This is a genomic window from Kitasatospora aureofaciens, from assembly GCF_019192735.1.
GTDB lineage: Bacteria > Actinomycetota > Actinomycetes > Streptomycetales > Streptomycetaceae > Kitasatospora > Kitasatospora aureofaciens_A.
Genome location: NZ_JAHTKP010000002.1, coordinates 142,006 through 156,781, shown reverse-complemented (window position 1 = coordinate 156,781; position 14,776 = coordinate 142,006). Strand labels below are relative to the sequence as shown.

Sequence of the window (14,776 nt, the reverse complement as noted above, 5' to 3'; positions counted from 1 at the left end):
GTCGAGTCTGCCAGAACAGCCTGCCACCGCAGCCCACTGACGAACAGACGATGGCCGATCTGCGGCCATCAACAAGATCGTGTCACGAGCTCATAGGGGTCGACCTGGGATTCATATTCCGCTGATTTGCTGCCAGATCGTCAGCACAGCCACCATCTGGGCGGTCAGGTAGGCGATCTGTCCGGAGAGGCCGTGCACCTGATAGATCGACACCAGCAGGCTGAGGCGATTTGACCAAACGTGCCGCTCGAGATGGAAGGTATCGGTGTCCATCCACATGCTCGTCACTGTCAGCACCATGAGCATCAGGAGGGCCCTGAGGAGTGCCCTGTACAATTCCGCGCCGACAACGAGGCCGGGCGCGATGCCCGCGACTACGCCGATGGGGACGAGCCAGGCGATGAACAGGCTGAACGCTCGCATCGGGCCGCGCTCTCCGGGCAGTAGACGCCACAACGCCCCCAGGACCAGTCCTGCACCGGCGAAAGAGATCTCTTGTGCCAGGAACACTCCGACCGTATCCGGGATGCCTGTGGGTGAGTTGAGCGTAAACGTCCACTGCTCGGCATCGTGCACGTTCTCATACCAGGTGGTGACTACGCTTGGGAGAATTCCGAAGATGGCGGCCCAGCAGGCGGCCTTGCGCGCGTTGCCCCAGCAAGACTGATCTGGTCCCAAGCTGAGGGCGACGTCTACGACGGATACCTCGTCCGGTAGGCAGTCGTGGCTGCGTCCCTCAGACAGCCAATGGTGCAGCTTGCGCAGTTCTTGCTCCAGTTGGTCTCGCGAGGTCTCCTCCCCGTGTCCGCGATCAAGGAGGTGCAGCCGGTGGAGCTGATCGTGGCAGCTCCGCGCCTTCTCCATCAGGCCGCCGTAGCCTTTCGGTCCGCTCAGCTCTTTTACGACGCAGTCCTCCTCCGCTCTTCGGTTCGCTCGGTACAGCACCGACCATCGACACCCCACCTTCACCGTGGCGTAGAGTGCGACCATATTCAGAGGTAGCCAGAGGCCGTACACCGCTGCCGAGTGTCCTGCAAACATGACCCCCCTCAACGCTACGACGATGGCGAAGATGGCGGTTACCAGCAGCAGATCCACCTTTTCCGGCCGCCTGAGCTCGAGGGTTTCTTGTTTAGTGAAGCTAAGATGGAGTAGCGCTACAAGTGCCATTCCCGCCAGCACCCACGTATAGCTGTACACCCATTGGGGGCCTCTGGATGCGAACTCTGCGAGTTGCTGACTCAGGGCACGTCTGTAATCAGTGCCGAAACGCATGCTTGCTTTCCCCGCCCAGTTGGCACGTTCCCACGCGAGGTGAAAGGACAGCCATCGGCAGGCCACCACCACGACTGCGGCCACGAAGAGCGCGGCTCCGATTGCAGCCATAGGGCGGAGGCGATGCTCAGGCTTTCCTCCGCCCAAGGATTCGGAATGCTCAGACTCGCCTCCGCCCAAGAACTCGCCCAGCTCTCCTTCTCGCACAAAACACCAGGCCCATGCGACAATCGCCGCCAGCCACAGCCACACCATGGAAAGGTCCAATAGGGCCAGCCCGATAATTCCGGTAGCCGGAGGTGAGGCTTCGGGCATGAGTTGCGGCGAGAGGTTGAAAAGGTCGGGAACCAGGATCACCAGCAGGCCGATCGTCGCTGCTGTCAAGGTGGCGTTGAGCACCGCTTTCCTTCGCCCTCTGTCGTCGGAGCCGTGCGCCAACGGGAGCCAAGGGTGCGCGAGAAGGACCAAAATAAGACCCGACGAAATTCCAATGAGGGCACGCCAACGATTTGCGGCGGCAGAGGGATGGAGCAGCAGAAGCAACGTCAAGCCAAGGGCTGCACTCAGTGCCGCCCACTCCAAAGCCGTTTTAGCTAAAGCGCTGGTGTCCCCCCCATCAGGACTTTTGACGGTTTTCTTGAAACGCCATACCGACACTGCGATCACGGCCGAGGCGCAGATCCACCAGGAGACGAGGCCCAGAGACACGATCCAGGCGGCGTGGCCACTCGGCACCAGAGCCCATGGTGGCACCACTTTGACCTTAATGTCCGGGCTCCCTGAGGGCCATCTTCTACTGCCGTCTTCATTTGTGCTCGACGCCACAGAGGCGTCGCTGATTTCCAGGCCGCCCGGATTGACCTCGATCGACTCCCATGAGGCGTCTCCACGCAGAGCGCCCGGCGTGTCTGGTGAGTGAAGGGTGGCTTCCCAAGCCTGACCTGGTCTGACTTCAACTAGCCACGGGCCGACTTCGAATTCACCAGAGCCATTGATTAAATTCCATGACTCGTATTGAACCGTCACCATGTGGTCGTCATTGGTCACCTGGGAGCTGGTGGATCGCCACTCTGGATGCCACTTGTCGAACATCACCTGCGACGCACTGTTCCCGCGCAGCAGGCAGTACATGGCATTTCGGTACCTTGCCGTATCTGCGCCGAACATCAGGTCGTCCGTGAACCCCCCCGGCTGTTCCGACACCTTGATGATTGTCGTCTGCCGAATCTCGACGAAATCCGGATAGTGTTTAATGAAGATGAGCTTGGTGTTCTTGTTGAGTTGCTGGGTTGGACAATTAACCGTATCGGCGGCGTACGCCTGTGTCGGTTGCGCTCCCCACCACCCGAGCATCGCGAAGGCGAGCGCGATCCACCGCCATGCCAGGGCAGTCATTTCCGGGGCGGGCATCCGCTGTAAGGGTCGCACAGCAGGACGACCTCATAGGGGTCGCTGGCGAACTCTGCGCGGCGTGAGTGGTGGACGCTCGGGAGGAAGCGCCACTGGGTGGGCTTGCTGTGTGTGGTCTGGTTCGCCTTCTCTACGCGAGTATGGAGGGTGCGCGCCTCGGTATCGTTCGTCTCGACCAGGATCTCGTCCGCAGCCAGGGGAAAGTGGTCGTGCAGTAGGCACAGGCCGAAGCGCTCCAGGTTGCCGTGCTTCTCCAGGACCGCGATCAGATCCTGGACGAATGTCGCGTCCTGCGGTCCGAGCCCCTCGGCCTCCTCGAACCGCGGGAGCGCCCCCCTGGGATTCCTCGCTTGGCTGGCCACTATCGCCTCCGTTTTGTAACTAAACGCATACGTACGATCACCATAGGTTCCCATGCGTTGGCTTGCAACAGGAGACTGATGCGCTCAATCCCGCAGGCAGGGGCGTTTCAAAAGTTCCGGTGATCTTGTGGACGGGCTGGAAGTCAGGGGGGTGTCCAGGAGATCGAGTGGCCGGTTGAAGGGGCCGCAGGAGACGTGGCAGAGGCCGGCGGCGATGTTGCGGTGTCCGTGCCGGCTGAGTGGTTATTAGCTCCTGGCGCCATGCCCCAGGGGCGTTGGACTCACCGCCCGGGCTCACCATTTGCCGTGCACCAAGCGATCAACCGCACGCCCACGCCGCAATGTTCACCGTAGTGATTCGTCAAACTCTGTTCCATATCACCCAATTCGGTCGGCGCAAGCGCACACCACCCAGCGCGCCCCGGGCTCCGAGAGCCCGGGGCGCGCCTTCCACCACTCGTCAGCCGATCACGCAGTCGGGCTCGTCCAGCCACACCCGCTGCTCGCCCTCAACGGTGACCGTCGGGCCGAACCGGTGGAGCCCGGGTGCGCCCTGTCGCTGCCACCACGCGTGCGCGGCCGTCACCTCGTCCCACAGGGTGCGGGGCCCGGACTGCGACACCGCATGCTTGCCGTCCCAGTCGGCGAGGCGGCAGTGGGCGTACGACACTCCGTCCCAGACCTCGAACCGGCCAGTACCGAACCGGTCGTAGCCCGCCCACGCCTCCTGCCGGAACAGTCCCGGCAGTCGCAGGCCGATCGCGAAGGCCGCGTTGGTGTGCTCGGCCACGGCGGCGGGGTCGAGTTCCGACGGGCCGTGCCGGACGTTCTCGATCTCGAACTCCCCACTCTCCGGCCGCTGGTCGCGCACCCACATGAACGCGACGTCCTCCACGAACGGCCCGCTCGCGGAGCGGCCGTCCTCGGCGACGGTGAGCTTCAGCAGCCCACCATTGCAGAACGGCGCGCCGTAGGGGACCACGATGATGCCGCCGGGCACCGTCTGCTCGATCAGCGCACCGGGGACGCGTTGCACGGCCGCAGTGACGTGCACCCGGTCGTACGGCGCGCTCGGCGCATCGCCGAGCGCGCCGTCACCGACAACAACCCTAACTGGCAGCTGATTTGCTACGAGCCGACGGCGAGCCTCGTCGGCTAGATGAGGGTCCACTTCGACCGTGGTGATGTTCTCCGCCCCGAGCCGGTGGGCCAGCAGGCCGGCCGTCCACCCCGTACCGGTGCCGACGTCGAGCACGCGCATGCCTTCTTGGACATCGAGGTGCCGCAGCATCTGCGCCACAACGGTGGGCATCGAGCTGGATGAGGACGGCGTCGTGCCGTCCTCATCCAGCTGGGTGACGAGCGGGAGGTCGGATCCGACCAACTCGTACCACTGGACGGGGTGTTCATTCCGGTCGATCCACTCGCCCTGGTGGTGAATCCGGTCCGGCACGAACAGCCGGCGCGGCACAGCACGGAATGTCGATTCCCAGTCGGCCGACAAGGCCCCGGACTCCCGGAGGCCGTCAGCCAAGGTGTCCCAGTTCATGCACGCACTCCCCTCAACGCTTCGACGGCTTGGGCAGGTTGGTGGGCGGCGCGTCCCGCTTGCCGTCGTGCGGCGCGGTGTCCGGCTTCCCGGAGTGTCCACCGCCCTTGCCTCCGCCCGCCTTGCCGGGCCCATCGTTGCCGGATCCTCCGCCGTGCTTGCCCATTGTGCTTCTCCTCTTGACGCGTCAGTTCTAGCTGGTGGGATCTACCGGTCCGGCGGCCTGGGGGTCGGCGGTCGCTCGGGCTGCGGGGGCGAAGGTGATGGAGTGGCCATGCTGCTGTCTCCTCGTGTTGGCTGGCAGGGTTGTTCGGTGCTGCGCCGCCCCTATGGGCCGGCGCAGCAGAGCGCCAGCAGCATTGCCGCGAGCACGACTGCCCCCGCGACCGACACCGCGCAGGCGGCGAATAGCGATTGGTGACGGCCATCGGCCGATTCACGCCTCATCGGTGCGCGCTCCCGTGGTGCCGACGCAGCAGGACGCGGGCATCGACGGCGCCGGAGTAGTCAAATCGGGCCGCGGATTCCGCCTCGCGGACGGCCAGTTCGGCGCACGACTCGCAACCCCCAACCGGTACGGGAGCCGCGTCGCGAGGGACCTCCATCAGTTCCACCGGGACCACCAGTTCGCCTCCCGCACCCGGGCTTCCAGGTCCTCGCGCCGCAACCGACGCCACTCACTGTTCGCGGCGTCGAACCGCACGAAGGCCCGGATGGCTCCGTCGCCGTCCCGCAGCCACGTGCCGGCCGGCTCATCGCGAACGCGGTAACAACGCGCCGCCGGATCCCAGCGAATGCCGTACCCATGAGTGGCCGCCGGATCCAACTCCCGCACAGCCAACTTGGACAGCCGGGCCGCCTTTGCCGCAGCCAACTCGTCCCGCCCCACCTGCGTCATCCGCATGCTCCTTTACGCACCGAGCCCGTAACGTCACACGACGTTACGGGCTCGTACGCGGGGCAACTGCCCCAAAATGGGGCACCTTGTTGTTGATCTTCAGGCCGCTACGCCCACCGCCTCGGCGAGGGCGACAGCGTCGCCCCGGAGCGGCCCCTTGGACGTGCGGGCGAGCTCGACCACCAGCGAGCGCCCGGCGGGCACGTACCGCACGCCCTCCGGCGAGACCTCGTAGGCCCGCTTCAAGTAGTGCAGCGCGCCTGCCGGTTCACGGCGCGCGTACTCCGATCGGGCCGCGTCCACGAACAGTCGGGACCGCCGCTCGACGCTCGGAACGCTTATCGGGTCCACCTCGGCAACCCGTCGGAGGGCAGCCCCGGGAGTCTTCAGATCGACGCCGATCGTGACACCGTGGACGGCCACGTTCCCCGTGCCGAACGCGGTCCACGGATGCCAGTAGTCGGGTGCGAGTTGAGCCGTCCGCTCAGCCTCGGCGAACCACCGCCAGGCATCGCCTTCCCGGCCGTCCCCGGCCAGCGTCACTGCGGCTTTCAGGGCGATCGACCCAAACGTCGCCCGCAGGAACTCCGACCCGCCCTCCAGCTGCGGCCGCAGCATGTCGGCGGCTTCGGCCAACAGCCTGACGCATTCGTCCGAGTGGCCGCTGCTGGCCAGCCCGTTCGCGGCGATCCACGCAGAGAACGCCAACATGACCGGGTCGTCGGACTCTTCGGCCGCCATCCGAGCCCGGTCGACCAGCACCCAGTACAGTTCCGGCTCCGTGACGTGAGCCGCGTACATCTGGGCCAACGCGTAGGCCTCGACGAGGATTCGGCAGGCCCGACGGCGCTCTTCTCCTTCACGACCCCTTGCGGTCGCGTGGCAGGTCAGCAGCAGTTCCGGCAGCACCGCGCCGACCTGCGTCCGCTGGTGCGGCGACGCATGCCAAAGCGCCCAGGTCTGGCGAACCCGACCGGCCAACTCGTCCACCGTCGTCGGCAGGTCGTTCGGGCGCCGGAAGGTACCGGCGTGGACGGCCTCTCTCAGAGCAGGCACCGCCGAGTGCGACAGCTTCCCCCACGTCCCGACAGGTACAGCCCCAGGCGTACCAGTGAGCGCACCGACGTCGTCCATCCGCAGCACCTGCGCGATCCGGACCAACGTCGTCAGGTTGCGAAGCTCACGCTCACCCTGCTCGATCTTCTTCAGCCAGCCCTCCGAACGCCCCACCAACCCGGCCAGCACCGCTCGCTTCATCCCAATTCGCTCGCGGTGGAACCGAATCCGCTCGCCTGTCGTTAGTTCTGCCGGCATCTCGCTCATGGCCACTCCCGGGCGGTGTCACGTCTACCGGGAGCGTACGCCGCAAAGTGCCTGTGAGGGAGGCCAAGTCACCATCACATCGGCCGTTCGGGGATGTACATCGAGCGGCACTCGATGACGCAGCCGATGGCGCGCCCCTCCGGTTCCCTCCTCGACGCCTCGCGACCGGCCGGGCCCGCGCTCATTGGCGCGGGCCTGGCCCAATTCGAGGGCGAGCGCACCATGACGAGCCGCACCTTCGGCCGCATCCGCATCACCCTGCCCGATCTCGTCGGCGGCTGCCACCCTGGGCGGCAGCCGCCGTAGGCGGACCGTCGCCGAGCCGCCACGCACAAGAGCCAGGGGCGATCGGCCGGGAGCCGCGTGGATGGGGGTGTCGCGGGTGGTGCTGAATCCTCCGGAGATCACAGGACTCCCTTCCAGAGCCGAACGGGGTGCTGCCGCCCCCGCGCGGCGGGGGCGGCAGCTCCTACAAACCGGCGCAGCAGAGCGCCAGCAGCATCGCCGCGAGCACCACTGCTCCTGCGACGGACACCGCGCAGGCAGCCAAGAGTGGTTGGTGACGGCCATCGGCCGATTCACGCGTCATCGGTGCGCGCTCCCGTGGTGCCGGCGCATCAAGACGCGGGCGTCGACGGCACCGGAGTAGTCGAATCGGGCGGCGGATTCCGCCTCGCGGACGGCCAGTTCGGCGCACGACTCGCAACCCCCAACCGGTACGGGAGCCGCGTCGCGAGGGACCTCCATCAGTTCCACCGGGACCACCAGTTCGCCTCCCGCACCCGGGCTTCCAGGTCCTCGCGCCGCAACCGACGCCACTCACTGTTCGCGGCGTCGAACCGCACGAAGGCCCGGATGGCTCCGTCGCCGTCCCGCAGCCACGTGCCGGCCGGCTCATCGCGAACGCGGTAACAACGCGCCGCCGGATCCCAGCGAATGCCGTACCCATGAGTGGCCGCCGGATCCAACTCCCGCACAGCCAACTTGGACAGCCGGGCCGCCTTTGCCGCAGCCAACTCGTCCCGCCCCACCTGCGTCATCCGCATGCTCCTCTACAACGCCGAGCCCGTAGCGTCACACGACGTTACGGGCCCGTCACTATGCGGAGGGGCAGGGTTTCTGCCTCCAATTCCGGCAGCTGCTATGCGGCCATACCGATGGACTCGGCCAAGCGCCGCCCGGCCTCCTGTACCGACGACCGACCATCAACCAGGCCTCGAACCATGGCTCGCGTCTCCTCGTTCCACCGGGCCGTTTCAGGCGCGACCGCGATGGCGTCCGTGAGCAGTTCCACCACGGACTCCGCCTCCCCACGGAGGGCGTGCGCCCTCGCGACCTCGATCAGGTGGCGACCACGGCGGGGAACCGCCGTGACATCGGCGGCTGGTAGCCGCCTCGCCCACCGGAGCGCGGTGCCGGTCTGGCGAAGCTCGACTGCCACAGTCACCGAATGCAGACCAACGGCCTGGCGAGAGCCTGACGTTGGGGCGCTCCAGAAACCTTCCGGAAGGCGCTGCGCAATCGCCGCCGCGCGGTCGATCCAACCCCATGCCTCTCCGGCCTCCCCGGCCACGGCGTGCGTGATGGCCGCATGGAATGCCATGTCCGCCCAGGCCGAGGCCAGTTCCGGCGACTCCGCGCGAAGCGGGTCGAGCAGCCGAAGAGCATCCTCGGTCAGCGACTGGGCGCTGTCCCACTGGCCCGACTTCCGGAAGGCCTCCACCAGGAACCAGCACGCTCGCGCGATCGCTCGCGGGTCGCCCGAAGCCCGTGCGGTCGCCAACGCCCTCTCGGCCACCCGCCAGACCAGATTGCCGTCCCCCTGGAATGCCGCATACATCTGCGTCAGGTTCAGCGCGCTGGCATACATCACCTCCGCCCGCCGCCGATCCGCGCACTCCGGGTGCGAAACCGCCATGGAGGCCGCCGACACAAGCGGTGGTAGCAACTCCGCCAGGGCGGTTCGGTGGTCGCCTCGCGTCATCCTCGTGCGCCAGGCATTCGCCAACTGGACCTCGATGTGGTCAAGGTTGAGCGCCGGCCCACCGGCCAACCCGAGCGGAGCACCGTCAACCGCCCGCCTGACCGAGTCCAGTGCCGCATGTTCCACACCGGAATACAGGGCCCTGGGCATGCTGACATCGCCCGTCAGCAAGGAGAGATCATCAATCCCCAAGTGCTGAGCGATACGCACGAGCATCGGCAGACGCGGAGGCAGCAGCGCCCCGTTCTCCACCTGTTTCAGCCAACTCGGCGACCGCCCCAACAGAGCGGCCAACACCGGACGAGACTTCCCGGCGCGCTCACGGTAGTACTGGATGCGCCGGCCTACGGGCAATGCAGGATCCACAGCCATGCCATCAGCGTAGGGCCGCCGAACCGATTCATATGGGTGGAGACCCAATCCAGGAGCACAGACTTGACCGACCAACGCGAGCCGTTCCTCTACGTCATCGTCTGCGCCTCGGGCATCGCGGACAACGTCAGCGGATTGATCACCGCCGCCCATGCCGAAGGCTGGAGGGTCGGTGTCATCGCCACCCCCAACGGGCTCGGATTCATGGACCAAGAAGCCATCGAGCGGCAGACCGGCTACCCGATCCGCTCCGCCTGGCGCACCCCTGCAATCCCTCAGCCCCTTCCCCCAGCGGATGCGATCGCCGTGGCACCGGCCACGTTCAACACCATCAACAAGTGGGCCGCCGGCATCTCGGACACCCTCGCGCTCGGCATCCTCTGCGAGGCGTACGGGCTCGGCATTCCCACGGCCGTTCAGCCCTACCTCAACTCGGCCCAAGCAGCCCACCCGGTGTACGGAGAGAGCCTGAGCCGCCTCCGTTCGATGGGCGTCCTGATCGGCGACTACGTGCCCCACAAGCCGAAGGCCGGCGGTCGCCGGGACCAGTACAACTGGACCCACGTCCTCGACCTGCTTCGCCCCGTACTGACCTCGACCACGAACCGGAACTAGCAACTCACCCCGGGGCACGCAGGTCAGCCAGGAAGCAGCCGTGCCCGCCGGGCCCGCGCGTTCCGGCGCGGGCCCGGTCCCATCGATCGACCGCGGGGCGGCGCCGGGTGCGTCATCCCGTCGGCGTGGGGGCGCGGAGTCCGACGACGATGCCACTCTGCTGCGCCACCGGCGGCGCGGGCTGGAAGAACGCGCAGCTGACGGCGAGGAGCAGCGCGACGAGGAGCAGCCCGACCACGACGGTCGTCGTGCGGGCGCGGCCGTGCCGGATCGGGTTCTCGACCAGCGCGTACGAGGCGGCCGCGAGGACGAACGAGACCGGCAGCGCCACCACGGCCACCTGCGGGCCGTCCCACGCGGGCCACAGCCGGCGCAGGAACACCCAGACCGGCCAGTGCCACAGATAGAGCGAGTAGCTGATCGCCCCGACCGCCACGAGCGGCCTTGACGCCAGGACTCGGGCGACCGGGCTGGTGCCGGACGCCGCAACCGTAGCGATCAGCAGCGCGGCGGCGAGCCCGGCCAGTGGAAGCTGCCAGCTGTGCAGTGCGGGCCGGCCCATCCGCGTTGTCACCCACAGCATGCCCAGGGCGACCGCCGCGGCCGCCGTGAGCACGGCGGCCGAGCGCGCCCGGTGAGCCGGCACCCGGCGGTCCCAGCAGCCCTCCGCGCAGGGCCGCGCGCGGACGGTGATCACCGCGACGAGGATCCCCAGGAACAGCGCCGCCGCCCGGGTGTCGGTGCCCAGGTACGACCGGTCGGGGTCGTCACCGGACCACTGCGTGATCGCCAGGGCGAACGAGGCCGCCGCACCCAGCGCGGCCACCGCGCCCAGAACGGTCCGGGATCTCGCGAAGGCGGCGACCCCCGCGAACACCATGGGCCAGCACAGGTAGAACTGCTCCTCCACGGCCAGTGACCAGAGGTGGTTGAGCGGGGCATCCGTCATGGCGGTGCCCCAGTAGCCGACATTGCCGAAGATCGCGTACCAGTTGCTGCCGTACACCAGCGCGGCGAGCGTCTGGGCGTTGGTGGTGAGCCGCAGGCTGTGGGTGGCCGAGAGTCGCATCCACAGCTGGGTCACGGCCAGCAGCGCCAGCACGGCCGGGAAGAGCCGTCTGGCCCGCCTGGTCCAGAACCTGCCGAGCGAGATCCGCCCGCGCGAGGCGTGTTCGATCAACAGCAGGCGGGTGATCACGAACCCGGACAGCACGAAGAAGATGTCGACGCCGAGGAACCCGCCGCCGAGTCCGAGATCGAAGTGGAACGCGATGACGGCCAGCACCGCGAGGGCCCGGAGGCCGTCCAGCGCGGGCAGGCGCCCGGCGGGTGGGGCGGCGGACGCGACCCGCGCGGCGGCGGCGCGCTCGGTCCCGGTGGTGGCGGAGACGGTCATGGCGGTTGCCTTCCGGTCCTCAGGCCGACGGCTCGGAGCCCTGGTGCTGCCCGACGGCCTCGTGCATCGCGTCGAGCATCCAGGCGCCCAGCCGGTCCTGGGCCTCCTTGGTCGGGTGGCCGGTGTCGTCGTAGACCTGGATGCCGTGGATCTCCCTGGGGCAACCGGAGTCGTCGCACAGCTGGTCGCGGACGCTCAGCAGTGAGGTGCCCTTCGCCGCGTTGCGGGCGACCGCCGCCCGCACGGCCTTGTTCATCGCGTCCGACTTGGTCCGGTAGGGGCCCGGGTCGCCGTCCGTCGTCGTGGTCAGGAAGACCCGGGCGCCGCCCCGGCCGAGCAGTTCGAGGGCCTGGTCGAGGTGCACGGCGTAAGCCTTCTGGAAGTCCGGCGCATCGATCGTCTTCAGCTTTCCCGAATCGTCGATCACCTGGGCGGCCTGGTCCCAGAACGACGTGCTGAGCAGGACTGCCTGGGGCTTGTGTTGGTCGATCAGCTTCGGCCACTCCGTCGGCCAGGTGTTGCACTGTGTGGGAGTCGGAGTTCTTTTCTTGCCGACCTCCTCCTCGGCGGACAGCATGATCCCGCAGCCACCCTGAGCGGCATTCACGATCGTATTGTTCTGCGATTTTCCGACCGAATTCATGCCGACGCCGAAACTGCGGGCCCACGAGTCGCCGACCACCAGAATCGTCATATCCCGAGTCCCGGGCGAGAGCGCGTCATGACTGAGCAACGCGCCCGGATCGCTTGCGGTGGAACAGGCCGGTACCCCAAGGCTGAGCAGGGCGGCCAGCGTGACAGTACGACAGATTCGACCAGCGGACGATCTCACTGACCGGGCCTTTCTTCCGAGACGGACGGCGATCAGCAGTACACCACACCAAAACCGGAATTCCCGTAACACAGGCATTCTGACGGAATGGCGAATCGGTCGGCCGTTAGCGGGCGTATCGTCCTGCGCTCGGCCAAGGAGCGCGGTGGGGCGTGCGCATGTGGCGCGCGGCGACCTCCTTTCACGGCAGCGACCGCAGCCTGCGGTGCAGTTCAGGCTGATTGGCCTTGGCCACCAGCAGACAGTGGGCCTTCTTCCTCTCTGGACGTCGCCTTCGGAGACGACCTCGAACCATGAGCCTCAAGAACGCCGAGCGTGGTGGACCAGGACGGCGGCCAGGGCGCAGGCCCCCGCTGGGAGGAGCATCGCCGCTGCCAGGGGAGCATCTTCGCCGCCGACGAAGGCGCCCATTACCGCCACGCCCAGCGTCGCCCCCACCTGGCGGACGGCGTTGAGGAGGCCGCTTGCCGCGCCTGCGGCGCCCTCGGGGGCAGTGGTGACCACCGCGGTGACCAGGGCGGGGAGCGCGAAGGAGACGCCGAAGCCGCACAGCAGCAGGCCTACGGCCAGCACCGGGTACGGGGTGCCGTTCAGGACGGCTGCCGAGAACACGACGCTGCCCGCTGCCAGCAGGGCCAGACCGCCCAACACCGGCTTCCACGGGCCGACTTTGGCGACGATGCGCCCGGTGAGCAGCGGGTTGAAGCCGGGCGGCAGGGTCATCGGGAGGAACGCCACACCGGCCATCGTCGGCGACAGCCGCAGCTCCTGCTGCAGCAGCAGCGGCAGGACGAAGAGCACGCCGAGCATGGCGAAGTTCACCGCGGCCCCGGCCAGCAGGACCGCCCCCATCCCGCGCGCCCGCAGCACCGCCGCCTGGAGCACCGGGGTGGGGCTGCGCCGCTCGCGCCGGACGAAGGTCCCAAGAGCCACCACCGCCCCAACCCCCGAGCAGCTCACGTGCAGCCAGGCGCCGGAGCCCACCGCGATCAGCGCATCCGTGAACAGCGCGAGCGTTGCGCAGGCGGCCAGTTGGGCCCACCAGTCGATGCGACGCGTCCCATGCGGGCAGTGCACCGCCCGGCCGGCCACCAACCCCAGCACCAGCAGCGCCAGCGGGACGTTCACCAGGAACACCGCCCGCCATCCGGCGAGGTCGACGAGCACCCCGCCCACCATCGGCCCGAAGGCCATCGCGCAGCCGCTGACCGCCGCCCAGACGGCGACCGCCCTGGCCCGCTCCCCCGGCTCCGGGTACAGGCGGGTGATGAGCGCCATGCTCGCCGGGACGCACGCGGCCGCCGCAACCCCCAGGACGGCCCGCAGCAGCACCAGCGCCCAGATGTCCGGCGCGAGCGCGCTGAGCAGCGACCCCGCCCCGAACGCAGCGATGCCGAAGCGGAAGGCCCGGTGAGCGCCGTAACGGTCGGCGGCAGCACCGGCCGACAGCAGCAGCGCGCCGAACGCGACGCTGTACCCGGTGACGGCCCATTGCAGCCCGGCCGTCGAACTGCCCAGCGAGGACGCCAAATCGGGCTCGGCAACGGAAAGCACCGTGGTGTCGAGCAGCACCATGAAGTAGCCCAGCGCGATGCCGAGCAATGAGCGCAGGCGAGTCGCCACAGGCGGATCGGCTACGAGAAGAGAGGTAGTCATCTGGAGGTCTCCCGAGTGAGAGCGGATCGGGGGCCAACTCTGCTCCGCGACCGCGACCCCCTCCACCGGCCGACCCTGACGCACCGTTCGGAATATCCGAACGCACCCGTGCGCTTCTCCCGACCGAAGCCAGAAGGGGGAAACCAGTGGAACTCCGTCAGTTGCGCGTCTTCGAGGCCGTCGTCACCCACCGCACCGTCACCGCCGCCGCCGTGGCGCTCGACCTCGCCCCGTCCTCGGTCTCCGAACAGATCCGCACGCTGGAGCGGAGCCTCGGCATCGACCTGTTCGAACGGGCGCCGCGCGGGATGACGCTCACCGCGGCCGGCGAGCGCCTGCTCCCGTGGGCGCGGACCTTGCTCGACCAGGCCGAGCAGGCCCGGCGGGAAGTCGCGGAAGCCCGCCCGACGCTGCGGCTCGGGGCGCTGGAGACCATCGCGGCCACCTACGTGCCGACCGTGCTGGCCCGCCTCGCCGAGCGCCGGCCCGACCTGGACGTCTCGCTCCACACCGACGCCGCCCGCGACGGCCTGCTCGGCGGGGTCGCCGCCGGGGAACTGGAGGCGGCGCTGATCCTGGACACCGCGGGCCCGCTCGGCGAACTCGGCTTCAACCTGCCGCCGGCCCCGCTCGCCCACCTCGATCTGGAGGACGTCCCCCTCGCCCTCGTCGCCGCGCCCACCCACCCGCTCGGCAAGGCCGACGCACTCACCACCGAGGACCTGCGCGGCCACCGCCTCCTGGTCAACGTGCCCGCCTGCTCATTCTGGCTCGCCGGCGAACGCCTGCTCGGCCACGCCGTCGAACGCGTCCGCACCGGCGGCGTCGCCGTCACCCGCGCCTGCGCCGAGCAGGGCCTGGGCGTGGCCCTGCTCCCCGAGTTCGCCGTCCGCGACGAACTGGCCGCCGGCTCCCTGATCCGCCTCCCCCTCCCGACCCCGGGCCTCCACCTGCGACTCGTCTGGCGCTCCGACCGCGAATCCGTCCCGGGCCTGCGCGAAGTCCTCTACGCCGCGGCGGCCTGAACCGCTCAACCGCTCAACCGCTCAAAAGAATCTTTCCGCGGGGCGACGGTTTTCCCGCCTCCCGCTGGTCTTGATTGGC

General features: G+C 68.3%; 14 protein-coding genes. 3 read left to right on the top strand and 11 right to left on the bottom strand.

The annotated features are described in order from the left end of the window. Nucleotides 1-111 precede the first annotated feature (111 nt). From KV557_RS02770 to KV557_RS02745, 6 genes are all read right to left on the bottom strand, one after another. A complete protein-coding gene (locus KV557_RS02770; protein WP_218197973.1) occupies nucleotides 112-2,670 on the bottom strand; it encodes a DUF6185 family protein in 2,559 nt (852 codons plus the stop codon). Next, entirely contained in the window at nucleotides 2,667-3,047 is a 381-nt protein-coding gene (locus KV557_RS02765; protein ID WP_218197972.1) for a hypothetical protein, read from the bottom strand. The genes KV557_RS02770 and KV557_RS02765 overlap by 4 nt, the downstream gene beginning before the upstream one ends. A 460-nt stretch (nucleotides 3,048-3,507) precedes the next feature. Further along, nucleotides 3,508-4,596, bottom strand: coding sequence for a methyltransferase domain-containing protein (locus KV557_RS02760; protein WP_218197971.1), 1,089 nt, complete (start codon nucleotides 4,594-4,596; stop codon nucleotides 3,508-3,510). A gap of 13 nt (nucleotides 4,597-4,609) precedes the next feature. Next, complete coding sequence (locus KV557_RS02755) at nucleotides 4,610-4,762, bottom strand: hypothetical protein (RefSeq protein WP_218197970.1); 153 nt, start codon at nucleotides 4,760-4,762, stop codon at nucleotides 4,610-4,612. Nucleotides 4,763-5,200: 438 nt separating this feature from the next. Then, the gene (locus tag KV557_RS02750) at nucleotides 5,201-5,494 is read right to left on the bottom strand and encodes a hypothetical protein (RefSeq protein ID WP_218197967.1); all 294 of its coding nucleotides are present in this window, start codon (nucleotides 5,492-5,494) and stop codon (nucleotides 5,201-5,203) included. A 99-nt stretch (nucleotides 5,495-5,593) separates the two neighbouring features. Beyond that, the gene (locus KV557_RS02745; RefSeq protein ID WP_218197969.1) at nucleotides 5,594-6,817 is read right to left on the bottom strand and encodes a helix-turn-helix domain-containing protein; all 1,224 of its coding nucleotides are present in this window, start codon (nucleotides 6,815-6,817) and stop codon (nucleotides 5,594-5,596) included. 93 nt (nucleotides 6,818-6,910) lie between these two features. On the opposite strand from KV557_RS02745, the gene KV557_RS02740 reads away from it, so the two are divergent. Beyond that, the gene (locus tag KV557_RS02740; RefSeq protein WP_218197968.1) at nucleotides 6,911-7,123 is read left to right on the top strand and encodes a hypothetical protein; all 213 of its coding nucleotides are present in this window, start codon (nucleotides 6,911-6,913) and stop codon (nucleotides 7,121-7,123) included. 440 nt (nucleotides 7,124-7,563) lie between these two features. Here KV557_RS02740 and KV557_RS02735 read toward each other — a convergent pair whose 3' ends face one another. Both KV557_RS02735 and KV557_RS02730 read right to left on the bottom strand, forming a co-directional pair. Next, complete coding sequence (locus KV557_RS02735) at nucleotides 7,564-7,857, bottom strand: hypothetical protein (protein ID WP_218197967.1); 294 nt, start codon at nucleotides 7,855-7,857, stop codon at nucleotides 7,564-7,566. 101 nt (nucleotides 7,858-7,958) lie between these two features. Continuing rightward, on the bottom strand, nucleotides 7,959-9,173 hold the full coding sequence (locus tag KV557_RS02730; protein WP_218197966.1) for a helix-turn-helix domain-containing protein: 1,215 nt from the start codon (nucleotides 9,171-9,173) through the stop codon (nucleotides 7,959-7,961). A 63-nt stretch (nucleotides 9,174-9,236) separates the two neighbouring features. Here KV557_RS02730 and KV557_RS02725 point away from each other — a divergent pair, with 63 nt between their 5' ends. Then, a complete protein-coding gene (locus tag KV557_RS02725; RefSeq protein WP_218197965.1) occupies nucleotides 9,237-9,788 on the top strand; it encodes a flavoprotein in 552 nt (183 codons plus the stop codon). A gap of 112 nt (nucleotides 9,789-9,900) precedes the next feature. Here the strand turns inward: KV557_RS02725 and KV557_RS02720 are convergent, their stop codons facing one another. From KV557_RS02720 to KV557_RS02710, 3 genes are all read right to left on the bottom strand, one after another. Beyond that, nucleotides 9,901-11,184 (bottom strand): acyltransferase family protein, encoded by a 1,284-nt coding sequence (locus KV557_RS02720; RefSeq protein ID WP_218197964.1) that lies wholly within the window; start codon nucleotides 11,182-11,184, stop codon nucleotides 9,901-9,903. A gap of 19 nt (nucleotides 11,185-11,203) precedes the next feature. Next, complete coding sequence (locus KV557_RS02715) at nucleotides 11,204-12,094, bottom strand: DUF459 domain-containing protein (protein WP_256176839.1); 891 nt, start codon at nucleotides 12,092-12,094, stop codon at nucleotides 11,204-11,206. A 222-nt stretch (nucleotides 12,095-12,316) separates the two neighbouring features. After that, entirely contained in the window at nucleotides 12,317-13,672 is a 1,356-nt protein-coding gene (locus KV557_RS02710; protein ID WP_218197962.1) for an MFS transporter, read from the bottom strand. 146 nt (nucleotides 13,673-13,818) lie between these two features. Between KV557_RS02710 and KV557_RS02705 the strand changes: the two genes are divergently transcribed. Beyond that, complete coding sequence (locus KV557_RS02705; protein ID WP_218197961.1) at nucleotides 13,819-14,697, top strand: LysR family transcriptional regulator; 879 nt, start codon at nucleotides 13,819-13,821, stop codon at nucleotides 14,695-14,697. Nucleotides 14,698-14,776 lie beyond the last annotated feature (79 nt).